The organism is Actinoplanes oblitus, assembly GCF_030252345.1.
Classification (GTDB): domain Bacteria; phylum Actinomycetota; class Actinomycetes; order Mycobacteriales; family Micromonosporaceae; genus Actinoplanes; species Actinoplanes oblitus.
Window position 1 is genome coordinate 3930814 of the sequence record NZ_CP126980.1, and the last position, 21212, is coordinate 3952025.

Consider the following 21212-nt stretch of genomic DNA (forward strand, 5'->3'; position numbering starts at 1 on the left):
TCGGTCACGGACGGGCTCGGATCAGTCACGTGTGGCCTCGACCAGCGGTCCGGTGAACGCGCCGGACTGGATGCCCGCCGCGTCGAACGCGGCGAACCGGAAACCGGCCGCCAGCATCGCGGCGTGCACCGCCTCCCGGGTGGGTGAGCTGACCGCCCGCGGCAGGTCCTCCGGCGGCAGCTCGATCCGGGCGACCTCGCCGTGGTGCCGCACCCGCAGCTCGGCGAAACCCAGCCCGCGCAGCGCCGCCTCGGCCCGCTCGACCTGGGCCAGCCGATGCGGCGTGACCTCGATGAAGTGCGGGATCCGGGAGGCCAGGCAGGGCGCGGCCGGCTTGTCGGCACTGGGCAGGCCGCACGCCCGGGCGAGCCGGCGCACCTCGGCCTTGTCCAGCCCGAGATCCACCAGCGGCCGCAGCACCCGGTGCTCGGTCGCCGCCCGGGCCCCCGGCCGGTCGAGGCGGCGGGCGTCGTCGGCGTTCTCCCCGTACGCCACGGCGGTCACCCGATGAACCGCCAGCACCTCGTCGCCGATCCGGGTGAACAGCTCGTCCTTGCAGTGGTAACACCGATCCGGGCCGTTGCGCCGGTAGTCCGGCCGCTCGCCCTCCGCGGTGACCACCTCGACCACCGGCACCCCGATGTGCCGGGCCACCTGGTGCGCGGCCGCACGCTCGTCCGCCGGCAGGCTCGCCGAGACGCCGAGCACGGCGAGCACCCGGTCCGCGCCCAGCGCCCGCGCCGCGAGGGCGAGCAGCAGCGAGGAGTCGACGCCGCCGGAGAACGCCACGGCGAGGCGATCGATTCCGGTCAGCAGCCCGCCGAGCTCGGTCACCACCTCGTCGACTGTCTTGCCGCTCATCGTGTTCCCTCCGTCCGCGGGTTACAGCTCACCGCAGGGCACCGGCGGTGGCAAGCGGTTGCCGCGCTGATCACGTCCCGGCCGTCCAGCGCCGCGCCGATCACAGCCCGGCCGTCCAGCGCCGCGCTGATCACGTCCCGGCCGTCCACTGTCAGCGCAGGCGGAACAGGACCTCGCCGGCCTGCGGGAGCACGAAGGTGCCCGGATCGGCGGCCAGCGCGTCCAGGTCGACCGCCGCCGGATCCAGGTAGCCGAGGTTCGCGGCCCGGACCACGTCCTCCGGGATGCCGGTGGCCAGGGTGACAGTGACCCGCGGCCGCTCGCCCTCGATCGGATCCCAGGTCCCGGCCCCGCGCAGGTGGGTGGAGTGGGCGAGCACTCCCCAGTGTTCGTCCTTGAACAGGTCCCACTGCTTCACGAAGTAGTCCCGGCAGTGGTAGCCGATCCGTTCGATCTCCGGGTGCATCGCCGCGATCCGGGTGATGTGCGGCGCGTAGATGATCACCTCACCACCGTCGGCGACGATCGGCTCGACCTTGTAGAACCCCTTCGCCCCGGTCCACATGTCCTCGTACTTGGCCGGGATGATCGACACCACCCGGGCGACCGGCGCCTCCAGGTACCGCACGTGCGTCACGGCGGAGACGTCCGCGCACGCCGCCCATGCCGCCTCCGGCTCCCCGAACGACATCGCGTGCAGCGCGCCGGTCCCGGACTCGACCACCAGGCAGAGGGCGAGCCGCCGGGCCGGGATCATCGCCGCCGCCTCGTCGATCAGCGCGCGCACCGGCGTGATGCCCCGCGTCCCGATGATCTCGGCGCTGCTGATCAGCGCGCCCAGCCAGTGGGAGAAGTCGATGATCTCCTGGCCGGCGATGCCGGGGAAGAAGTACTTGTTGCCGCCGGAGAAGCCGACCACCTCGTGCGGGAAGACCGGCCCGATCACCAGGCAGACGTCGTGCTCGACGACCGCCCGGTTGAGGGTCACGTCGATCGACTCCGCCATCCGCCCCTCGGACAGCTCCGCCACCCGCGAGGCGCCGATCCGCCCGAGCGAGACGAGGCGTTCCGGCAGCCACCACTCGTGGTTGCGGATCTCGAACCCCGGGTACGGCCCGCCCAGGTGCCCGGCCAGCTGGGCGTCCGACATCGGGGCGTGCGTGCCGAGCGCGATCAGCACGGTCACCGCGGCGGCCCGTCCGTGCAGCGCCTCGTGCACCGCCCCGAGCAGCAGGGGAAGCGGGCAGCTGCGGGTCGCGTCCGGCACGATCACGCACACCCGGCGTCCGTCGAGGTCCTCGGCGGCGAGCCGGCCCAGGACGAACGCGCGGATGTCGGCGGCATCGAGAACGTGCCCGGCGGCACCGATCAGGTCAGTCATACCGGCACACTGCGCCACCGGCCCGCCCGCCGGCAACCGGTGCGTACGGCGTCCCGGGAGACGCCGTACGAGAACCGGTCAGGCCCGGCGGCCCCGGACCACCAGGATGGTGCCGGCGACGGCGAGCGCGCCCGCCACCGCGAGGTCGACCGGGGGCAGTGCGCGGCGCACCCGCGGCCGGTTGCTCACGTCGGCGAGCTTGTCGCCCGCTGTGCTCTTGGCCTCGGCGAGCTTGTCACCGGCCGTGGTCTTGGCCACCGCGAGCTTGTCGCCGGCTGTGGTCTTGGCCTCGGCGAGCTTGTCGCCCGCCGTGCTCTTGACCTCGGCCAGCTTGTCGCCGGCCGTGCTCGCGGCCTGGGCCACCCGCTCCTTGGCGGTTTCCACCTCCTCGCGGACGCGGCGCTGCGCCCGGCCCTTCACGTCGGTCTTGGCCGCCAGCGCCTCGACCGTCTCGCCGAGCTCCGCGCGGGTCTGCTCGATCTCCGAACGAAGCTGGTCCGGGTCGGGGGAAGGGTTCGTCTCAGTCATACGTGCCGTCCTCGTTGCGCTGCGGTCTTGATGGTCTGCACGTCGGCCTCCACGCCGGCGATCGCGTCGGAGGGCACCGGCGGGGTCGCTGCCGCGAGCTTCTTCTTGCCGAGCAACGCGGCGACGCCGGCCGCGGCGAACACGACGACCATGACGACCAGCAGGGCCAGCCACAGCGGCCAGGCCAGGTTGAGCAGGACCACGGCCAGGGCGAGCAGCAGGCCCAGCCCGTACAGGCCGAGGACCGCGGCGCCGCCGAACAGCCCGCCGCCGACACCGGCGCGCTTGCCCTTCTCGGTCAGCTCCAGTTTGGCCAGGGTCAGTTCGTCGCGCACCAGCGTGGAGATCTGGGCGGCCGCCTGACTGACCAGGTCCGCTGTCGACGCGGAATCCGCCGGGCGGGGTTGGGGGGTTTGATTCGCCGTCACGGGGTGCACCTCCTTACCTTGTTCCCTCGGTGGTGCCCCCGGCCCGCGTTCGCGAAACAGCGGAGTTGGGTCGACACCCCGACAGGCACCTCCGATGATGACCTTCGGTCCTGGTATGACTACTCAGAGTTGCGTCGATTTGCATGGCGTTTCGGGTGTGCGGGAACATGCGGCGAGTGGCCGACGAGGGCCGCGTCGCGTCGTTCGTGGACGGCGCGGTTCATCTCCGTATCGGTGATCCGAGAGCGAGGCGGTGACGTGCTCGATGAGTACCTTGACGGCTCACTTCGACTTGCCACTGGACAGTACGGCGCCCGGCTGGGCGCGCAGCGCGGTGACAGCGGTGCTCGGCGGGTGGGGGCTGCGCGACCGCGCGTGGCTGGACGACGTGGCGGCGGTGGTCAGCGAGCTGGTCACCAACGCCGTCCGGCACGGCGGCGGTGCGGTGGTCGTCGACGTGGAGGCCTACGGGGGGCAAGTGATCGTCTCGGTGGCTGACGGGTCCTCCGTGGTACCGCGGCCACGCCGGCCGGACGGCACCGGAGGGCTGGGCCTGCGGATCATCGACGCGCTGACCGCGCGGTGGTTCGTGGAGTCGTACGAGGGTGGCAAGCGAGTGCGCGCCGAGATGCCGTTGTTTCCCGGCCGTGGGGTGTCCGCGACCGGTACGAGCAGAGTGGAGCCGGCATGAGAATCGTGTGTCACGACGGCCCCGAGGTCACCCGTCTCGTGCTGACCGGGGACCTGGACATGGCGACCACCGAGGACCTGGACGAGCACGTCGCCGACGTCCTGGACGGCACCCGCCCGCGCCTGCTGGTCGTGGACGTGGCAGGGCTCAGCTTCTGCGACTCCTCCGGGATCCACGCGCTGCTGAGCGCCCAGGAGAGCGCCCAGCGCCGAGGCGTGTCGTTCGTGGTCTCCAACCCGGTCGGGATCCTGCGCCGGGCCCTGCGGGTCACCGGCCTGTGGGAGGTGCTGACCACGCCGAGCACGGTCCCGTGACCGGCGTGCCGGCCCCGAGGCGGAGGCCGGCCGGTAGCCGCACCGGCGCCGCCGCCGGGATGCCCTCAGGCACACCGGAGACGGCAGCCGGCTCACCCTCGGACGGCGGCCGATGTCGTAGCCGGCCGAGTTACCGCCCCTCGTCCGACCAGGCGCACACCCGTGCCGCTTTCGCGTACCGCTGAGGCCGCCGCGAACTGCTGCAGCGGACCAGCGGACGGATCGATCGGACGTTCAGGGCGAGGCATGCTCAGCGATTTCCGTTCGGTGGGGCCGGACGAGAACTGAGGGCGAACCGCATATATGTGTGCGAGGTCCGAGACACCGACCTCGGGCGGTGGTCCCGAGGACGACGACCGTCGACGCGACGAGTCCGGCAGCCTCCGCGACGGGCGGGCGAGCGGTGCACGCCGGCGACGGCTCACGCTCAGCCGCCCCGAGCAGCGCTATCTGGAGTCCCGCGCCGCCCGGCTCCGGAACAGATAGTTGTTGGTGTGGGCGCAGACCCGCTCGGCCGGCGTCCAGCCCCGCTGCCAGGTGTACATCGTGTAGCCGCGCGCCGCGAGCCACTCGACCACGTCGCCGGGGGAGTAGGCGTACCGTTCGGTGTGCCGGGCCTCGATCTCGATGAACATCGCCGGCCGGAACCGTTCCAGTGTCGCCGTCGCGCCGTGCAGCACGTGCAGCTCGCCGCCCTCGACATCGATCTTCACGAAGTCCAGCCGGTCCAGCCGCTCCCGCGCGACGAGCTCGTCGACGGTGCTGACCTCGACGAGCACGTCCTCGTGCCGGTCGAACTCCGCGTTGGAACCCAAGCCCCGGCTCTGCCAGTCGAGGAAGGACCGGCTGGTCGCCGGCCCGCCCGCGGTGTAGGGCACCCGCATCGCCGCCCGCCCCGGCCGCGCGCCGAGGGCTACCGCGTGGTGCCGGACGTTGCCGCGCCGCCGCGCGCCCAGCACCCGTGACCAGAACGGGTGCCCGAAGCTGAGCGGTTCCACGCTGTGCACCAGGCCGGTCGGGCCGACCAGGTCGGACAGCGTCCGGCTGTAGAGGCCGGCGGCCGATCCGACGTCCAGGCACACGTCGCCGGGCCGCACCAGCCCGCCGATCGTGTGCAGCTCGTTGTCCAGGTACCGGGTGTGCCGCGACAGGGTGCTCGCGACTGCGTTGAGGATGGTCACGGCGGAAAAGGTAGGCGGTGGCCGGGGCTCGCGAATCGGCCCGCGGGATTACGCCCCCGGGCTGACCAACCCCATCTCGTACGCGATGATCACCAGCTGAACGCGGTCGCGCGCGTCGAGTTTGGTGAACAGCCGGGCCAGGTGCGCCTTCGCCGTCGCCGGGCTGATGTGCAGCTCGGTGGCGATCTCGGTGTTCGACCGGCCCAGCCCGACCAGGGTCAGCACCTCCCGTTCCCGCTCGGTGATCCCGTCCGACGACCGGTAGGCCGGCGCCGGGACGGCGGGCCGGCCGGCGAACTGCTCGATCAGGCGCCGGGTCACGCTCGGGGCGATCAGCGCGTCGCCGCCCGCGACCACCCGCACGGCGTTCAGGATGTCGTCCAGCGCCATGTCCTTGACCAGGAAACCGCTGGCCCCGGCACGCAGCGCGGCGTACACGTACTCGTCGTCGTCGAACGTGGTCAGCATCAGCACCTTCGCCGGCTCGGGCGCGGACAGGATGTGCCGGGTGGCCTCGATCCCGTCCATGACCGGCATCCGGATGTCCATCACCACCACGTCCGGCCGGTGCTCGCGGGCCAGCCGGACCGCCTCGGCGCCGTTGCCGGCCTCGCCCACCACGGTCAGGTCGTCGGCGTCGTTGATCAGCACCCGCAGCCCGTTACGGATCAGCGGCTGGTCGTCCGCGAGCACCACTCGCACGCTCATGCGCCGGCACCCGGCAGCGGGATGCGGGCGTGCACCCGGAACCCGCCGGACGCGCGCGGACCCGCGCTGAAGTCACCGCCGAGCAGGCTGACCCGCTCACGCATCCCGGCGATCCCGTACCCGTGGTCGCTGAGGCCGGCGCCACCGCGCCCGCCGTCGGTCACCTCGATCGTCAACTCCTGATCATCCTGCTCGATCACCACGTCGCACCGATCGGTGCCCGCGTGCCGGATCACGTTGGTCATCGCCTCCTGGACGATACGGAAGGCGGACAGATCGATGTCCGCCGGCAGCGACGCCGGCGTTCCGCTGCGCAGCAGGCCGACCCGCAGACCCGCCTTTTCGGTACGCGCGATCAGGCTCTCCAGGTCGCCCAGGCCGGGTGCCGGTTCCCGGGCCGCCGGACCGGACTCCACGTCGTTGCGGCGCAGCGTGCCGAGCATCCGGCGCAGCGCCGCGGCGGTGTCCCGGCTGGTCTCCTCGATGGCCGCGAGGGCGTTGCGCGCCTCGGCCGGCTGGGTGTCGATGACCCGGCGGCCCATCCCGGCCTGCACCGAGATCACCCCGATGCTGTGCGCGATCATGTCGTGCAGCTCCCGGGCGATCCGCAGCCGCTCCGCCTGCACCGCCCGCACCTCGGCCTCGGCCCGCTGCGCGACGGCGTACTGGCGGCGCTGCCGGACCGAGTTGCCGATCAGCCAGGCGGTGACGACCGCGAGCAACTCGACGGTCCAGACGGTGACCAGGCCGGTCGGGTTGTCGACGGCGGCGAGCGCCATCTGCACGGCGACGGTCACCAGGGCCGCGGGGATCGACCGCCAGCGCGACGTCGAGGCGGCGACGTTGCCCACCATGATGTCGGCCAGCACCAGCAGCGGGATCAGCATGGCCCGGCCGGCGAACATGTTGTGCACGGCCGGCACGAAGACCGCCCCGCTGACCAGCACCACGATCAGGGCCGACAGCGCGTGCCGGCGCATCAGCCCCACCGGCAGGGCCAGCGTCAGGAGCAGCGCGGCGACCCACAGCGCGGTGGCGCCGATCGGCATGAACGCGACCAGCAGCAGGGCGATCGGGAACAGCAGCGCGAGGCTCCAGCGCGACGGGGCACCCAGGCGTTCGAACATGGCCGTGATCGTATCGGCGCTGGTCACGGCGTACATCGGCTCGCGGGCGTAAGCCCGTGGGCTACCCGCCGCGGACCGCGATGTGATCCACCGGCCGATGTGTGTCGATGCCCGCGCCCAGCAGATTGTCGGCCATGAAGAAGAACGTCCTGCTGGCCGTCCTCGCCATGATCGTGACGCCGTCCGCGAGTACCCTGCTCGCGCCGCCGGCGACCGCCCCGCCCACCGTGATCACCCGCCCGCCCGGCGTGTATCTGACGTTCGACACCCGAGGGCAGGGGCGGGTCGCCCAGGTGTTCGGCGACCTGGCGACCGCGCGGCGCATCGCGATCCTGGTGCCCGGCATGTCGAACCGGCTGGCGAACTTCTGGTGCGGCGTCGGCGGTAGGCGCTATCGGTCACCGGCGACCCAGGCCGCCGATCTGCGCGCGGCGATGGGCCCCGGCGAGCACGCGGTGATCGCCTGGCTCGGCTACGACACCCCGCGGAACCTGAAACAGGCCGGCCGCGAGGACCTGGCCGCCGCCGGCGCCGACGCCCTGGTCACGTTCGTCGACGAGCTGACCGCCGCGCACCCGGCGGCGACGATCACGCTGCTCGGGCACAGCTACGGGTCCACAGTGATCGGCCTGGCCGCGTCCCGGCTGCCGGCGCGGGTCACCGACATCGCGGTGTTCGGCAGCCCGGGGATGGGCGTCGACAACGTCGCCGAGCTGGGCACCGCCGCCCGGGTCTGGGCCGGGCAGAGCGCCGGTGACTGGGTCCGCTGGGTGCCCGGTCTCCGCTGGTTCGGCATCGGCCACGGCACCAAGCCGGCCGACCCGGCCTTCGGCGCCCGGCCGTTCGACACCGCCGATGTCGGCGACCACGACCACTATCTGGCGCCGGGCACCGACTCGCTCGCCGCGCTGGCCCGGATCGCCGGAGGGGTGCGATGAGCTTCGAGGAGCGCGACCGTACGATCGACGCCCTGCGCGCCGTGGCCGTCCTCGGCGTCGTCCTCGGTCACTGGCTGGTGTCGGCCCTGGTCAGCGACCCTGCCCAGCCGGCGGCGTGGCACGGCGCGAGCCCGCTCGCCGAGCATCCGGCCCTGGTGCCGGCGACCTGGCTGTTCCAGACGCTGGGCCTGTTCTTCTTCGCCGGTGGTTTCGCGGCGGCCCGCGGCCTGCGCGGTCGCGCCACGTGGCCCTGGCTGACCAGCCGGGTCACCCGCCTGCTCCGGCCGATCGCGGTGCTCGCCGCGGTCTGGCTGCCCGCGCTGGGCCTGCTGAGACTCGCCGGTGCGCCGGAGAGCACCCGGCACGCGGTGTGGTCCCTGGTCACCCACCCGATGTGGTTCCTGATCGTCTACGTCGTGCTGCTCGCCGCGACCCCGCTGCTGCGCGCCGCCGTGATCCGTTTCGGTCTCTGGGCACCGCTGGTGCCGGTGGCGCTGATCGCGGCCGCCGACCTGTGCCGTCACCTCGGCGCGGACTCGCCGCTGCTCCTGCTGGCCGCGCCGGTCGGGTGGGCGGCCCCCTACCTGCTGGGGATCGCCCACTCCGAACGCCCGCTGTCCCGCCCGCCCGCTCTCGTCCTGGCGATCGGCGGCGTGGTCACCGGCGCGGTCCTGGTCGTCGCGGCCGGATACCCGGCGAGCGCGGTCGGCGTGCCCGGCGACAACTGGTCCAACCTCGACCCGCCGTCACTGTTCGCCCTGGCGCTGGCCGCCGCGCAGCTCGGCGGCCTGCTGCTGCTGCGGCCACGCCTCGAGGCCTGGCTGCGGCGGCCGGGACTCTGGCTGCCGGTCGTCGTGCTCAACCTCGCCGCGATGACGCTGTTCTGCTGGCATCAGACCGCCCTGCTCCTGGTCAGCTTCGCCGGCCTGCCGGCCGGACCGCTGCCCGGCCTGCTCGACGCGCCGGACGGCGGGTGGCCGCTGTACCGCCTGCTGTGGCTACCGGTGTTCGCCCTGGTCCTGGCCGGCCTGTGCGTCGTCTTCAGACCGTCAGGACAAGCTTTCCGCGTACGTGTCCCTGCTCCAGCAGGCGCTGCGCCTCCGCCGCCTCCGCCAGCGGGAACTCCCGGGCGACCTCGACGCGCAGCCGGCCGGCGTCGGCCAGGCCGGCCAGCGAACCCAGCTGGTCACCGTCGGGGCGGACGAACACGTACCGTCCGCCCTGGTCCTTGACCTGCGGGTCGACGACCGAAGCGTGCCGGGCGGGGGAGCGGACCAGCCGTGGCGACTGGGCCAGCGCGGCACCGCCGACGAAGTCCAGCACCGCGTCGACCCGCCCGTCGCCGCCGACCAGGCCGGCCAGCCGGTCCGGCAGGTCGTCGCCGTACTCGATGGGCTCGCAGCCCAGGCCGCGCAGAAAGTCGTGGTTGCCCGCCGAGGCGGTGCCGATCACCCGGGCCGCGCCGAGTGCCCGCGCCAGCTGGACCGCGAGGTGCCCGACGCCACCGGCGGCCGCGTGCACCAGGACGACGTCGCCGGGGCCGGTGTCCACGGCGAGAAGCATCTGCAGCGCGGTCAGCCCGGCCAGCGGCAGGCCGCCGGCCTGCGCGAAACTCAGCGAGGCCGGTTTGCGGGCGACGGCGCTCTCGGTGACCGAGACCAGTTCGGCGTACGTGCCGTGCTGCACCGTGTCCTTGCGCGCGTACGCCATCACCTCGTCCCCGGCGGCGAACCCGGTGACCGCGGGCCCGACCGCGTCGACCACCCCGGCCACGTCCCAGCCGGGGACGAGCGGGGTGTGATGCGGGAAGGCGCCACGCAGGTAGCCCTGGCGGATCTTGTAGTCCACCGGATTGAGGCCGGCGCCGCGCACCCGGATCCGGACGACGTCCGGCCCCACCGGGGGATCCGGCAATTCCCGCAGCTCCAGTACGTCGGCGTCACCGTAGTCGTCCAGCGCGATAGCTTTCATGCCGCCCGGATTTCCCACTACCACCCCGGATAATCTCCCGGCGTCTCCCGCTTCGGCGTCCCCCACCTTCGCGCCGCCGCCGGATCGCCTGCGAATTTCACCGGCATACCGTCGGATCCGGGGCGAGTCGTTCGTAGCACAGACGAGAGGCGGTCACCGAGGCCGCCGGGACGAAGGAGTCATCCGATGACGCGGTACCTGGTCTCGTTCAATGACGGCGCGATGGACCACATCCCCGCCGAGGAGATGCCGGACGTGGCCAAGGCCTCGCACGCGGTGGTCCAGGAGGCCATGGATGCCGGCGTGTGGGTCTACGGCGCCGGACTCGAACGCCAGCGGGCCACCGTCGTGGGCACGGACGGGATGGTGACCGACGGCCCCTACCCGGAGACCAAGGAGGTCATCGGCGGGTTCGCGGTCATCGAGGCGGCCACCCGGCAGGAGGCGGAGGCGTGGGCCGCCAGGATCGCCGCGAGTTGCCGCTGCGCGCAGGAGGTCCGGGAGATCCTGCCCGACCCCATGCAGGACGAGATGTTCCGCCGCGCCGGCCGCAATTGGTGAGCTGACGCCGCGGGGCCGGGCCCGGACCGGGCCCGGCCCGCGCTCACGCGTGGGTGCCGCCCTCCGGCTCCGGCCGCCGGTCGCTGCCGTCCGGTGTCGCGTCGTCCGGCGGCGGCCCGGCCCGGAACAGCCGGCCGATCTGGTCGTCGAGGATCCGCGACGCCGCCGCCCCGTCGCGCTGGCCGCCCAGCACGCTCGACCCCAGCCCATTGGTCAGCGCGAGCAGCGCCGCGGCGGCCAGCGCCGGGTCGACGTCCGCCGCGACGTCCCCGGCCTCCTGAGCCTCGGCGATGTACCGCGCGAGCAGCGACTCCAGCCTGTCGGGATAGGTGGCGCCGTGCCGCGCGCCCAGCTCCGGCTCGCTGAAGATCAACGTATAGAAGCCGGTGTACGCCCGGGTCAGCCGCACACTCTCCTCGTCGGTCGGCAGCACTGCCGTGAGCGTGCCGTAGACGATGCTGCGCGGGGTGGCCGGGCCGAGCGCCCGGATGCTCGCCCGCACCCGCTCGGTGAGCTGCTCGCCGAGGTACGCCAGCGCCGCCAGCAGCAACTCCTCCTTGGTGTGGAAGTAGTACTGCACGAGCCGCAGTGAGACGCCCGCCTCCGCCGCCACCTCGCGCATCGTCGCCGACTGCAGGCCACGCGTGCTCGCGATCCGCAGCAGCGCCTCGCCGATCTGCCGCCGGCGCTCCTCGTGGTCCACCCGTTTCGGCACGGGTTGATGATACGCTCGTATCAAAACGAGGACGGAGGCCACCATGCCCGTCGGCGAATTCCGCAACGACCAGGCCCGCGCCCGCTTCTTCACCGCCTACGACGACCTCACCGCCCGGCTCTGGCCGTCGTCGTCGGTCGACTCCGATGTGGCCACCAGCTTCGGTACGACCCGGGTGCACCGCCTCGGCTCCGGCGACCAGACCCCGTTCGTGCTCCTGCCCGGCTCGGGCGGCCCGGCCGTGATGTGGCACGCCTACGTCGGCGGCCTCGCCGCCTCCCGTCCGGTGATCGCTGTCGACCCGGTCGGCGAGCCCGGCCCGTCCGTCCAGACCCGCCCGATCGGCAGCGGCGACGACTGGTCCCGATGGCTCGGCGAGACCCTCACCGCCCTCGGCGTCAGCCGCGCCCATCTGGTCGGCACCTCGTACGGCGGATGGATCGCCCTCAGCCACGCCCTGCGCTCCCCGCGCTCCGTCGCGAGCCTCGCGCTGCTCGACCCCGGCGGCTTCGGCAAGGTCAGCCCGAGGTTCCTGGCCTGGGTCATCGCCTGTGGACTGGCCACCTTCACGCCCAGGCCGGTCCGGCACGCCGCGGCCCGCTCCCTGCGCAACGTGACACTGCGCGACGACGACGCCGTGCGCCTGGTCAAGGCCACCTTCGGCTTCCGCCGCCGGCACATCATGCCCACCCCGCTGAGCGACGCCGAGCTGGCCCGGATCGCCGCACCCACGCTGGTCCTGCTGGGTGGCCACAGCCAGCTGTACGACGCCCGCGAGGTCGCTGCCCGGGTCACCACCCACATGCCGGACGCCGTCGCCGAGATCGTCCCCGAGGCCAGCCACGACCTGGCCCTGTGGCGTCCCGCCGAGCTGGCCGCCCGCATCGCCACCTTCGCCGCCGGCACCCCGGCCCACGCCTGACGCTGAGGCGCTGCCGCCGCTTCGAGGGCCCGCGGTCCGTCGTCTTCAGAGCCGCCTGGCCGCGCCGAGCGTTCGTGTCGGCCAGTTCGAGATCCGTACACGCGATCATGGGCATCTCCCAGCACGAATGCTTGCGGGGGTGCGGGGGTGCGGGGGACGGCCGAGGATCGGCGCCGTTCAGCCGTTGCGCCCAGGCCGGTCTGACGGCAGGTGGCTGGCGAGCGTGTGCACCGCGCCGGCGTAGACGCTCCAGAGGTCGCGGGAAAGGAAGTGGCCGGCCCCCGGCACGATACGCAGGCGTGCGGCGGGCACGGCTGCGGCGATGTCCCGGGCGGCGCGCACGCGGATCAGCGGGTCCCGTTCGCCGTGCAGTACCTGGGTCGGTGCGGTTATCCGGCTCAGCGGGCCACCGGACCAGGTGGCGCCGATCTGGCGACTCTGAGCCTTGTCGTCGCGGAAGCTGGCGACGTGGTGCGTGGCTTCTTTGGCGACGAATTCGCGTACGTCGTGTTCGGTGATGTCGTGGCCGGGTGCGGCGAGGATGCGGGCGATGGCCACGGCGAGGTCCAGTTCGCCGTCCGGGGTGGCGGGGTAGTGCAGGCGTGCGAACCTGACCAGCGGCGCGAGGTACAGGTAGCGCAGGATGCGCAGGCCGCGGGCGTCGCTGGGGATGGCGGCGGAGGTGGTCATGGTGAGGACCCGGTCCGGGTGGCGGATCGCCACGCGCTGAGCGAGGAGACCGCCCATCGAATGGCCGAAAAGGTGCGCGCGCTGCCAGCCGAGGGTGTCGAGGACGGCGACCGCGTCATCGGTGAGGTCTTCGGCGGTGTATGCCGGCGTCGAGCGGCGCAGCAGGGCTGCGATCGGCGGGCCGGCATGCCGGGCGGCGGGCAGGTGGGTGGACTGTCCTGAGTCGCGCTGGTCGTAGGCGGCGACGTGGAAGCCGCGACGGACCAGGTCGGCGACGAGGCCGCCGGGCCACCAGAAGCGTGACGTGCCCAAGCCCATCACCAGGAGCAGTGGAGAGCCCCCGGAGCCGCCGAGGTCCTCGACGGCGATCCGGATGCCGTCGTTGTGTGCGTACCGCGTCGTCATGGCCGGCCTCCCGCAGTTTGCGAACGGTGTACGCGAACATCGTATGCGAACATGGCGGGAAAGGACATGGCGTACGGAAGGAGCCGTCACGTGGGGACGAACTCAGAACCGGTGATCTGGCTGCGCCCGGAGCGCGCCTCGGGCGGGAGGCCGGCCGAACGCAGCCGTGCCGAGATCACCGCGGTCGCGGTGCGGCTGGCCGACCAGGAGGGCTTGGACGCGGTCTCGATGCGCCGCGTCGCCGGCCTGCTCGGCACCGGGGCGGCCTCCCTGTACCGCTACGTCGCCACCCGCGACGACCTTCTCGACCTCATGATCGACAGCACCGCCACCGAGTACCGGCTGGCCGCGGCGAGCGGTGACTGGCGGACCGACTTGCTGGCGCTCGCCTGCCAGGCCCGCGACATCATGCGCCGGCACCGATGGCTGCCCGCCCTGGTGATCGGCCGTCCGGCGCTCGGACCGCACGGCACCGACCTGCTCGAACACGTCCTCGAGATCCTCGACGGCCATCCGGCCCCGCCGGCCCGCAAAGTGGAGGCGTTCGCCATCCTCACCGGACTGGCCGCGTTGTTCGTCGAGACCGAGACGGCCGCCGCGGGCGCCGCACGCCACGGCGCGTACCTCAGGCATGTCGCCGCAGCCGGACACCACCCCCGTATCGCCGCCATGATCGCCGCCGCCCCGACCGTGTCACAGGCCTCTGACCCGTTCGCCGCCGTGCTCTCCGGCGCCCTGGCCGCTGTGCTCGGCTGAGAGACGAATCGAGCCCGGCCAGGAATGCCACCGTTCAGCGCCGTACGCATCGCAAACCAACTCACCCGACTCTGGGCCTTCGCACTCCGGCATGTCCGGACTTCAACGGATCTGTCTGCCGTCATGCCGAGCAATCACGAGAGCGGCGTCGGGAGGTGGTGGAGCCGATACTTCGACTATCTGTGAGCAGCAAATAAGCATGAACGTTGGGCACCGACATGCCGCTATCCCGCTCACCCCTAACAAGCAGGGCATTCTGGACATCATCGCCACCTGTCGTGCGATGAGCGGCATTGGCCGGCGGACGAGCGCAGAGGGCCGGGCCCACAACGCGCGCGCCAGAAATCGCCTCCGCCGAGTCAAGTTGAGGGAGGCCAGGTCGACAAGGAGCGGGAACTGCGAACCAATAGCGGTAGTCTCCCGGCGTGGGCCTTGATGTCGAGCTTTTCACGTTCGAGCAGGAGCCCCCGGCCACGCCGGTGTGTCGAACTGGCGGTGGTCGGCGATACGCGTTTCCGATTCGCGCAGGCTGTCGAACGTGCGCAGCACCACGGGTCGACGCCGATGCTTGACCGTATCGACCCGTACGGAACTCTGGAACTCTTCTCGGATGAGATGCCGCAGTTCCTGAGCGAGTTGGACCACATGCTTGCCAGGACTGTCGACAACGGCGAACGCCAGGTGATCGAGGCAGTGCGCAGCCTTGCGGAACGGTGCCGCGAGGATCGTCATCTGGCCCTCCGGCTGGTCGGCGACTGAGCCCGTCAAGCAGGGGATCACACGCACTGAACTGCCGCAAGCTGCGCGTTACGAATGGTCCCTCCGCCCCTCGGCTGACAGGCACTTGCCGGTGCGAGTGTCATTGACGGCTACACGCCTAGGATGCGGAGTGTGCCGAACCTCGTAGTGGCCGCTGACCAAGACTGGCTGGCTTGTCTCGGCGTTCCACCCGATACAGAAGAAGTGTCGGGTGACGAGTACGTGCGTGAGGTGCGGGTTCCCGTCTCGGAGGCTGAAGAATTCCAGCTCACGTGGGACGTCACCGACGACAGCGTTCGGGTGCGTCACCACCGAGACGGCAGAATCGTGACCGACCTTTTCCGCGAAATGGCGACCCTGTTGACCGTGGTCAGAACGGGGTCCGCCGCAGAAGTCATCATCGAATACGGCTCCAACCACTGGTCTGGCCGCGCACGTATCCAGGTTCTTCCCGCGGTACTCATCAAGGACACACTGCTGCGGTCCTGAGGCGCACTCTCCTAACAGTTCTGTCAGCCTGCAAGTGCGGGATGGCTCCAATAGCGGCTGGCGGATAAGCGCAGGGCCGGCGTGCCGTGATGTTGAGAGCAGGCGGCCGTCGAGGAGAGGGCGCGGTGTCGGGCGGGATGACGCGGCCATCCGTTACCGTTCGAGCGTGATCACGTCTTCGCGTTTGGCGGTCGTATCCGGTGGCGCGACGGGCATTGGCCGGGAGGTTGCCCGCAGGTTCGCCGAGCACGGAGACCGGGTGGTCATCATCGGCCGTCGAGCGAACCTGCTGCATCGGGCCAGCGATGAGATCAACCGGGCTGTCGCGTCCGACCGGGTGGTGCCCATCAATGCCGATCTGGCCGATCCGGTCCAGGTGCAACGCGCTGCGGACCAGATCGTTGAGCTGGGCAACGTCGACGTGCTGGTGAACAATGCCGGCGCGATCATCACACCTCCGGCAAGCGAAGGCCTCGACGCATTGGCCGCTTCCTGGCGTCATGACTTGGACGTCAACCTCATCACTGCGGTACTGCTCACGAACGCGCTGATGGATCATCTGAGACGGCCGGGTGGCCGCCTCATCATGGTCAGCTCCGCAGCCGCTCAACGGGGGGCTCCGGCTCGCACTCAGCCGGGTCGTATGCGGCGGCGAAGGCGGCGCTGCACGGATGGGCACTCGGATTGGCCAGGCAACTCGGCAAAGAGGGCATTACGGTGAACGTCCTGGCGCCCGGCTACGTCCAGGACACCGACATCTTCCACGGCCAGGACACCGCGGACTTCGGGGCGGCAAAGGTTGCCGACACCCTGGTCGGCCGGCCCGGTACTCCAGCCGACGTCGCTGCGGCCATCAGCTACATCGCCTCTGCCGACGCCGGGTATCTGACCGGCCAGATCATCGGTCTCAACGGCGGTGCAGTACTCGGCCGATAGACGACCGGCGAGAGTGCGCTCAGGCAGGTGAGAGGGAGTGTTGCGGCGCTGTCCGAGGTGACGGTGGCACGGTGGCGGCTGCGCCGAAGGAGACAAGACCGACCAGGGCGTAGACCCAGAGCTGACCGCCGGCGCTGCCGCCGATCCCCTCGATGATGAACAAGCCGATACCGGTCAGGCCCCAGGCGCCGAGGTTGGCCAGCCAGACGGGGCGGACAGCGAGCATCCGTAGTCCCACCCAGCCAACCAGGGGTACGACCGCCAGGTAGACGGCCAGGCTGTTGAGCCACACCCCGGTGAGGTCCGGTTCCGAGTACGGCAGAGCCGCGCGCCGCTCCTGCTGGTACTGCGCGATGATCGGCCACGCGAGGGCGAGCGCCACCACGGTGCCGAGTGCGGCACCCTTCGCGGCTCGCTGGAGCATGCCCGGTGCGTGATCTCGGCCGGCACGGCGGACGCAGACCCCCGCGAAGGTCAGCGCAGCACAGAAGGGCACAACGAGCATCGCAACATCCACGGGCGCAGGATAGGCGCCGTCCTCAAGTCGCCCGGTAGCCGGCAGTCTTGTCGCGGCGGCCACGACCAGGGCACCGATGATGACGACCGCGTCCCGGCCACCCCGTCCCCGGGGCGCCACCTCGCTGGAGGTGGCCAGCTGGATCAGGTCACCGCAGCCACGGGGTGTCGGCCAGGGCCCGGATCCCGGCCACCGTCTCGTGCACCTGGGCGGTGGGCGCCGGCCGGGACAGGATCGCCTCGGCCACCGCCGCGAGCTGACGGCCGGGCAGCGGAACGCCGGCGAGGTCGTGCAACGGCAGACCGTGCCACTGGTCCTCGCCGACCGGGCGCAGGTACAGCACCGGAACCTCGCCGGCTGCTCGCTGAGCCGTGCCGTACACCGGTGTGGTGGTGCCGGACGTGTAGTACTGGCCGTGGTAGGTGCCGGACGTGTGGCGGGTGCCGGTCTGGACCCGATGGTTGGTCACCGCCGGGCGCCAGCCGAAGCCGACCTCCGCGGTGGCCAGGTCGTAGCGCAGCGTCCGCCGTGGAGCTTCCAGCACCACGCTGGTGCCCTCCAGGTAGGCGGTGGTGCCGGCCGTGCTCGCCCGCATGATGAACAGCATCGACCGCCCGACCAGCGCGACGATGCCGGCCAGGACGACCACGACGACGACCGCCCAGAGGTAGTCCGTCATGCTCGGATCCTCGGGAAGCGTGTAGACGACCATGACGCCCGCCGCACCGAATCCGATCACCACCATGAGCATGGGCACCACGAAGCCGGTGCCGAAGCCGAACCTCCGCGGCACCGCCGCCGGATTCTCGCCGATGTCCAGTGGGATACGGGCCTGAGTGGGCATGGCCGGTAACGTAGCCGAAGATCTCGGAGCCGCGCAGCCCGTGGCACGATGCCCGACCGCGCGGCGTGACGCTTCCGGCGTACGGGAAACCGGCCGCAACCGTGGGTGAAGCGGACCGGGACCGGTCAGCGGGGGTAGACGGACAGGGCCCACTCGGCGTCGCAGTCCGGGGGGACGGCGGTGGGCCGGCCTCGGACGGTAGCCGTCTGCCCGTCGGTGTACAGGCCGATCGGGGCCCGGACGAGAGCCCAGCGATGCCCCTTCGCGGTGAGCACGACGCACTCGCCGGTGGTGTCGATCGTGCCGGTGAGGACGATCGGGGCGCCACGGAGGTCCAGCGGGTTCTCCGGATCGCCGCGCGAGGGCGGCGAGGTGGCCGGCGACGGGGCGCCGTGGGACCGCGGCGGGCCGCCGTGGGATGAGGGAAGTCCGGATGGCGACGGGTCGTCGCTGGGGGATGACACCGGGCTGGTGGGCATGGCGGCTCCGGAGTGCTCGGCGGAGGTGGCCGGGCTGCTCGGTGCCTCCCGGCAACCGGCCGCCGGGAGCAGCAGCGTCGCGGCGAGGGCGATCAGGGCTTTACGCATGTAGTTGTGACGCATAGACCGCTGTGCCGGTTTCACCGCTCTGCTCATTGACCGACCTAGATGGTTGTGTGGGCTGTTCCGGTCGTGAAGGTTTTGCTTGTTGCACTTCCGATGGGAGGTGAGGCGACGATGCCTCGACATGAACGGAACAGGAACCGGCGGCTGCTGGCCGGCGGAGCGGCCTTGGTCACCGTGATCGGGCTGGTCCCGGCAGGCGCGATGGCCGCGCCGGGGGACACGCCCCGGCCGGTGCCGTACCAGCGTCTCCAGCAGGCGGCCCAGGCGCGGGTCGCGCACGCGGGACAGCTGACGGCGCTGGCGGCCAGTGCGGAACCGGACGAGGGTGAGGATCCGGAGGAGATCGCCGAGCAGGCCGAACAGTACGCCGAAGCGCGGTCCGCGCCGGGGATCGTCGCGCCCGGTGCCTACACGGCCGCGTGGCGCGCGCTGCGGGCCCTGCCGGCGACCCCGGGCCACTGGCAGCACGTGACGAACCGCCCCTACAACTCCGATGACCCACGCTACCGCGACATCGACAGCAACTCCTCCGGCGGCGCCGGATTCGTGACCGGCCGGATCACCGGGCTGGCCGCTGACGACGCCGGATACGTCTACGCCGGCTCGGCGAACGGCGGGGTGTGGCGCTCGCGCACCGGCGGCGGGCACTGGCAGCCGATCGCCCAGCGGGTGCCGTCACCGTCCACCGGCGACCTGCGCCTGGACCGTGCGGGCCGGCTCTGGTGGGCCACCGGCGAGGGCAACACCAGTGCCACCTCGTTCGTCGGCAGCGGGGTCTACCTGCTGAGCCGGCCGCGGACCGGGTCGTTCTCGGCCAGGGACCGGGTGGGCGGCACCGAACTGGAGAGCACCATCATCCGCAAGCTGCGGATCTTCGGCGGCACCGCGTGGGTGGCGACCAACCGGGGCGCCTTCAGTCACTCGGTGACGAACCTGTCCGGGCCGTGGAAGCGGGAGTTCGCCCCGAACCCGGACTTCCTGCCCGGTGGTGCGCAGGCGACCGATCCGAGCGCGCCGTACAAGAACATCATCAACGACTTCGCCGCCGACCCGAAGGACCCGTCGCGGGTCATCATCGCGGCGGGGTGGCGCAGCGGTGACACCTACAACGGCTTCTACACCCGGGTCGGCGGGACCTGGCAGCGCACCACGCTCGCCGGTGACATCGCCTCGGACGCGGCCAACGTCGGCACGGTGACCTTCGCCGCGGCGGCGGACGGCTCCCGCTACTACGCCATCGAGCAGTCGCCGGCGCAGCTGGCCACCAACCCGGACAGCAACCTGCACGGCGTGTACGTGTCGCGGTCCGGCTCGCCGTTCGGGCCGTGGACGCTGGGCGCCGACTATCACGAGCTGGCGGCGTCCGGTTCGGCGCTCACCGGTGCCGGCTACATGCCCGGCGTGCAGGCCTGGTACAACCAGTTCCTGCAGGTCGACCCGGCCGACGCCGACCACGTGTACCTGGGACTGGAAGAGGTGTTCGAGTCGGCCGACGGCGGTGCCACGTGGGGGACGCCCGGGCCGTACTGGAACTTCGGCTTCCCGTGCTGGTCGATCGATCCGAGCAAGCAGACCGGTGACTGTCACCAGACCACCCACCCGGATCAGCATTCGGTGGCGATCGGCTCCCACCACGGCAAGCGGTATGTGGTGGTCGGCGACGACGGTGGCGCCTATCGCCGGCCGGTGCGCGGGGCGACCGACGCGGCCGGGCACGCCACCGACTGGGCGTCGCTCAACGACGGGTCGATGGACGTGCTGCAGTACTACTCGGTCGACACCGGCCGGGATCGCGGTGGCCTCGCCGTCTCCGGCGGTCTGCAGGACAACGGCCAGTCCATCCTGCGACCGGGCGACCGGGTGATGGGCTCCAACTTCGGCGGCGACGGCGGCGACACCATCGTCAACCCGGCCAACGGGTGCGACATCGCCGAGGAGTACGTCTACCTGGACGTCTGGGTGACCAACAACTGCGCGGTCAACGACGGCTCCTGGACCACCGATCCGAGCAGGGCGACCAGTTACCACGTCGCGCCGCCGGACAACGAGACCGGCGAGGCGCGCTTCATCGCGCCGCTCAACCAGGATCCGCGCGACGCACGGATCTGGGTCGTCGGCGGGCGGCACGTCTGGCTCAACACCGTGGGGTACGCGATCCGCTCCGGTTCCCAGTGGCGGAGCCTGTTCGACCTCGGCGCGGGGCACACCGCCACCGCCGTGTTCACCTCGGGCGGACTGGTCTACGCCGGGTGGTGCGGGCCCTGCAACAACCAGGGCTTCACCCGCGGGATCGCAGTCGGGCGCACCGACGGCACCGGGTGGCACCAGCTGACCCTGCCGATCGACGGGACCATCCCGAACCGGTACATCTCCGGCTTCGACGTGGACCGGGCCAACCCGAACCACGTGGTGGTGGCGATCAACGGGTTCTCCCGGCGCTGGACCGAGGGACCCGGGGCCGGCATCGGCCACGTCTTCGAGTCGACGGACGCGGGGGAGCACTGGACGGACATCTCCGGCAACCTGCCGGACATCCCGGCCGACTCGGTGAAGCTGGTCGGCGGCGGGCTCGTCGTGGCCACCGACAACGCGGTCTTCTACCGGTCCGCGCGGGCGCGGGGCTGGTCGGTCCTCGGCCGCAACCTGCCCACGACGACGACGCTCCAGGTCCGCACGGACCCGACCGGACATGTTCTGTACGCCGCCACGCACGGCCGTGGCATCTGGTCGTTCGACCTGCGCCAGGTGTCGAAGGGACACTGATCGGAGGCCGGCGCGGGTTCGCCCGCGCCGGCACCCGCAGCGCTACAGGAAGATGTTCCAGCGCTGGTTCCCATCCGAGTAGCTGTTGGGGTTGCACAGCCACACCTGCAACGGCGCGCCGT

At 71.7% G+C, this 21212-nt stretch carries 22 protein-coding genes and 2 pseudogenes; 10 read left to right on the forward strand and 14 right to left on the reverse strand.

Going from position 1 to position 21212, the window contains the following annotated elements:
- Positions 1-21: 21 nt before the first annotated feature.
- The 4 genes from larE to Actob_RS17655 all read right to left on the reverse strand — a co-directional run bounded on the left by larE (position 22) and on the right by Actob_RS17655 (position 3207).
- Positions 22-861 carry an ATP-dependent sacrificial sulfur transferase LarE gene (gene larE / locus Actob_RS17640; RefSeq protein WP_284921301.1) on the reverse strand — a complete coding sequence of 280 codons (840 nt, stop codon included), beginning with the start codon at positions 859-861 and terminating at the stop codon, positions 22-24.
- 151 nt (positions 862-1012) lie between these two features.
- Positions 1013-2242, reverse strand: a complete 1230-nt coding sequence (locus tag Actob_RS17645) for a lactate racemase domain-containing protein (protein WP_284921302.1) — start codon at positions 2240-2242, stop codon at positions 1013-1015.
- A 78-nt stretch (positions 2243-2320) separates the two neighbouring features.
- The gene (locus Actob_RS17650; protein ID WP_284921303.1) at positions 2321-2770 is read right to left on the reverse strand and encodes a DUF3618 domain-containing protein; all 450 of its coding nucleotides are present in this window, start codon (positions 2768-2770) and stop codon (positions 2321-2323) included.
- The gene (locus tag Actob_RS17655) at positions 2767-3207 is read right to left on the reverse strand and encodes a phage holin family protein (RefSeq protein ID WP_407653666.1); all 441 of its coding nucleotides are present in this window, start codon (positions 3205-3207) and stop codon (positions 2767-2769) included. The genes Actob_RS17650 and Actob_RS17655 overlap by 4 nt, the downstream gene beginning before the upstream one ends.
- A 256-nt stretch (positions 3208-3463) precedes the next feature.
- Here Actob_RS17655 and Actob_RS17660 point away from each other — a divergent pair, with 256 nt between their 5' ends.
- Both Actob_RS17660 and Actob_RS17665 read left to right on the forward strand, forming a co-directional pair.
- Positions 3464-3889, forward strand: coding sequence for an ATP-binding protein (locus Actob_RS17660; RefSeq protein WP_284921305.1), 426 nt, complete (start codon positions 3464-3466; stop codon positions 3887-3889).
- Complete coding sequence (locus tag Actob_RS17665; protein WP_284921306.1) at positions 3886-4203, forward strand: STAS domain-containing protein; 318 nt, start codon at positions 3886-3888, stop codon at positions 4201-4203. Before Actob_RS17660 ends, Actob_RS17665 begins: the two co-directional genes overlap by 4 nt.
- A 446-nt stretch (positions 4204-4649) precedes the next feature.
- Here the strand turns inward: Actob_RS17665 and Actob_RS17670 are convergent, their stop codons facing one another.
- The 3 genes from Actob_RS17670 to Actob_RS17680 are packed head-to-tail and all read right to left on the reverse strand — an operon-like array spanning position 4650 to position 7219.
- A complete protein-coding gene (locus tag Actob_RS17670) occupies positions 4650-5384 on the reverse strand; it encodes an FkbM family methyltransferase (protein ID WP_284921307.1) in 735 nt (244 codons plus the stop codon).
- Positions 5385-5432: 48 nt separating this feature from the next.
- On the reverse strand, positions 5433-6092 hold the full coding sequence (locus Actob_RS17675) for a response regulator (protein WP_284921308.1): 660 nt from the start codon (positions 6090-6092) through the stop codon (positions 5433-5435).
- A complete protein-coding gene (locus Actob_RS17680) occupies positions 6089-7219 on the reverse strand; it encodes a sensor histidine kinase (protein ID WP_284921309.1) in 1131 nt (376 codons plus the stop codon). The genes Actob_RS17675 and Actob_RS17680 overlap by 4 nt, the downstream gene beginning before the upstream one ends.
- Positions 7220-7353: 134 nt before the next feature.
- Between Actob_RS17680 and Actob_RS17685 the strand changes: the two genes are divergently transcribed.
- Both Actob_RS17685 and Actob_RS17690 read left to right on the forward strand, forming a co-directional pair.
- Positions 7354-8157, forward strand: a complete 804-nt coding sequence (locus Actob_RS17685) for an alpha/beta fold hydrolase (protein ID WP_284921310.1) — start codon at positions 7354-7356, stop codon at positions 8155-8157.
- A pseudogene (locus Actob_RS17690) lies at positions 8154-9134 on the forward strand (acyltransferase family protein); the annotation flags it as partial. The gene Actob_RS17685 and the pseudogene Actob_RS17690, both read left to right, overlap by 4 nt.
- Positions 9135-9198: 64 nt before the next feature.
- On the opposite strand, the gene Actob_RS17695 reads toward Actob_RS17690, so the two are convergent.
- Entirely contained in the window at positions 9199-10128 is a 930-nt protein-coding gene (locus Actob_RS17695) for an NADP-dependent oxidoreductase (protein ID WP_284921311.1), read from the reverse strand.
- A gap of 186 nt (positions 10129-10314) precedes the next feature.
- Here Actob_RS17695 and Actob_RS17700 point away from each other — a divergent pair, with 186 nt between their 5' ends.
- Positions 10315-10689, forward strand: coding sequence for a YciI family protein (locus Actob_RS17700; protein ID WP_284921312.1), 375 nt, complete (start codon positions 10315-10317; stop codon positions 10687-10689).
- Positions 10690-10732: 43 nt separating this feature from the next.
- Here Actob_RS17700 and Actob_RS17705 read toward each other — a convergent pair whose 3' ends face one another.
- Positions 10733-11404 carry a TetR/AcrR family transcriptional regulator gene (locus Actob_RS17705; RefSeq protein ID WP_284921313.1) on the reverse strand — a complete coding sequence of 224 codons (672 nt, stop codon included), beginning with the start codon at positions 11402-11404 and terminating at the stop codon, positions 10733-10735.
- A gap of 43 nt (positions 11405-11447) precedes the next feature.
- Here Actob_RS17705 and Actob_RS17710 point away from each other — a divergent pair, with 43 nt between their 5' ends.
- On the forward strand, positions 11448-12326 hold the full coding sequence (locus Actob_RS17710) for an alpha/beta fold hydrolase (RefSeq protein ID WP_284921315.1): 879 nt from the start codon (positions 11448-11450) through the stop codon (positions 12324-12326).
- Positions 12327-12503: 177 nt separating this feature from the next.
- Here Actob_RS17710 and Actob_RS17715 read toward each other — a convergent pair whose 3' ends face one another.
- On the reverse strand, positions 12504-13421 hold the full coding sequence (locus Actob_RS17715; RefSeq protein ID WP_284921317.1) for an alpha/beta fold hydrolase: 918 nt from the start codon (positions 13419-13421) through the stop codon (positions 12504-12506).
- A 90-nt stretch (positions 13422-13511) separates the two neighbouring features.
- On the opposite strand from Actob_RS17715, the gene Actob_RS17720 reads away from it, so the two are divergent.
- Positions 13512-14177, forward strand: a complete 666-nt coding sequence (locus Actob_RS17720) for a TetR/AcrR family transcriptional regulator (RefSeq protein ID WP_284921318.1) — start codon at positions 13512-13514, stop codon at positions 14175-14177.
- Between the two features lie 447 nt (positions 14178-14624).
- Here Actob_RS17720 and Actob_RS17725 read toward each other — a convergent pair whose 3' ends face one another.
- Positions 14625-14909 (reverse strand): hypothetical protein, encoded by a 285-nt coding sequence (locus Actob_RS17725; RefSeq protein WP_284921320.1) that lies wholly within the window; start codon positions 14907-14909, stop codon positions 14625-14627.
- Between the two features lie 159 nt (positions 14910-15068).
- Between Actob_RS17725 and Actob_RS17730 the strand changes: the two genes are divergently transcribed.
- Positions 15069-15425, forward strand: coding sequence for a hypothetical protein (locus Actob_RS17730; RefSeq protein WP_284921321.1), 357 nt, complete (start codon positions 15069-15071; stop codon positions 15423-15425).
- A gap of 169 nt (positions 15426-15594) precedes the next feature.
- Positions 15595-16361: pseudogene (locus Actob_RS17735) on the forward strand (SDR family NAD(P)-dependent oxidoreductase).
- A 19-nt stretch (positions 16362-16380) separates the two neighbouring features.
- On the opposite strand, the gene Actob_RS17745 reads toward Actob_RS17735, so the two are convergent.
- From Actob_RS17745 to Actob_RS17755, 3 genes are all read right to left on the reverse strand, one after another.
- Positions 16381-16785, reverse strand: a complete 405-nt coding sequence (locus tag Actob_RS17745; RefSeq protein ID WP_284921324.1) for a hypothetical protein — start codon at positions 16783-16785, stop codon at positions 16381-16383.
- Positions 16786-17026: 241 nt separating this feature from the next.
- The gene (locus Actob_RS17750) at positions 17027-17722 is read right to left on the reverse strand and encodes a hypothetical protein (protein WP_284921325.1); all 696 of its coding nucleotides are present in this window, start codon (positions 17720-17722) and stop codon (positions 17027-17029) included.
- A 125-nt stretch (positions 17723-17847) separates the two neighbouring features.
- Complete coding sequence (locus Actob_RS17755; RefSeq protein ID WP_284921327.1) at positions 17848-18309, reverse strand: hypothetical protein; 462 nt, start codon at positions 18307-18309, stop codon at positions 17848-17850.
- Positions 18310-18438: 129 nt separating this feature from the next.
- On the opposite strand from Actob_RS17755, the gene Actob_RS17760 reads away from it, so the two are divergent.
- Positions 18439-21090 carry a beta propeller repeat protein gene (locus tag Actob_RS17760; protein ID WP_284921328.1) on the forward strand — a complete coding sequence of 884 codons (2652 nt, stop codon included), beginning with the start codon at positions 18439-18441 and terminating at the stop codon, positions 21088-21090.
- Positions 21091-21212 lie beyond the last annotated feature (122 nt).

Excerpts from the sequence above, each read along its gene's own strand:
- larE (WP_284921301.1), bottom strand. The coding sequence starts at position 861 with ATGAGCGGCAAGACAGTCGACGAGGTGGTGACCGAGCTCGGCGGGCTG.
- Actob_RS17645 (WP_284921302.1), bottom strand. The coding sequence starts at position 2,242 with ATGACTGACCTGATCGGTGCCGCCGGGCACGTTCTCGATGCCGCCGAC.
- Actob_RS17650 (WP_284921303.1), bottom strand. The coding sequence starts at position 2,770 with ATGACTGAGACGAACCCTTCCCCCGACCCGGACCAGCTTCGTTCGGAG.
- Actob_RS17660 (WP_284921305.1), top strand. The coding sequence starts at position 3,464 with ATGAGTACCTTGACGGCTCACTTCGACTTGCCACTGGACAGTACGGCG.
- Actob_RS17665 (WP_284921306.1), top strand. The coding sequence starts at position 3,886 with ATGAGAATCGTGTGTCACGACGGCCCCGAGGTCACCCGTCTCGTGCTG.
- Actob_RS17675 (WP_284921308.1), bottom strand. The coding sequence starts at position 6,092 with ATGAGCGTGCGAGTGGTGCTCGCGGACGACCAGCCGCTGATCCGTAAC.
- Actob_RS17680 (WP_284921309.1), bottom strand. The coding sequence starts at position 7,219 with ATGTTCGAACGCCTGGGTGCCCCGTCGCGCTGGAGCCTCGCGCTGCTG.
- Actob_RS17685 (WP_284921310.1), top strand. The coding sequence starts at position 7,354 with ATGAAGAAGAACGTCCTGCTGGCCGTCCTCGCCATGATCGTGACGCCG.
- Actob_RS17695 (WP_284921311.1), bottom strand. The coding sequence starts at position 10,128 with ATGAAAGCTATCGCGCTGGACGACTACGGTGACGCCGACGTACTGGAG.
- Actob_RS17700 (WP_284921312.1), top strand. The coding sequence starts at position 10,315 with ATGACGCGGTACCTGGTCTCGTTCAATGACGGCGCGATGGACCACATC.
- Actob_RS17710 (WP_284921315.1), top strand. The coding sequence starts at position 11,448 with ATGCCCGTCGGCGAATTCCGCAACGACCAGGCCCGCGCCCGCTTCTTC.
- Actob_RS17715 (WP_284921317.1), bottom strand. The coding sequence starts at position 13,421 with ATGACGACGCGGTACGCACACAACGACGGCATCCGGATCGCCGTCGAG.
- Actob_RS17725 (WP_284921320.1), bottom strand. The coding sequence starts at position 14,909 with ATGACGATCCTCGCGGCACCGTTCCGCAAGGCTGCGCACTGCCTCGAT.
- Actob_RS17745 (WP_284921324.1), bottom strand. The coding sequence starts at position 16,785 with ATGCTCCAGCGAGCCGCGAAGGGTGCCGCACTCGGCACCGTGGTGGCG.
- Actob_RS17750 (WP_284921325.1), bottom strand. The coding sequence starts at position 17,722 with ATGCCCACTCAGGCCCGTATCCCACTGGACATCGGCGAGAATCCGGCG.
- Actob_RS17755 (WP_284921327.1), bottom strand. The coding sequence starts at position 18,309 with ATGCGTAAAGCCCTGATCGCCCTCGCCGCGACGCTGCTGCTCCCGGCG.
- Actob_RS17760 (WP_284921328.1), top strand. The coding sequence starts at position 18,439 with ATGCCTCGACATGAACGGAACAGGAACCGGCGGCTGCTGGCCGGCGGA.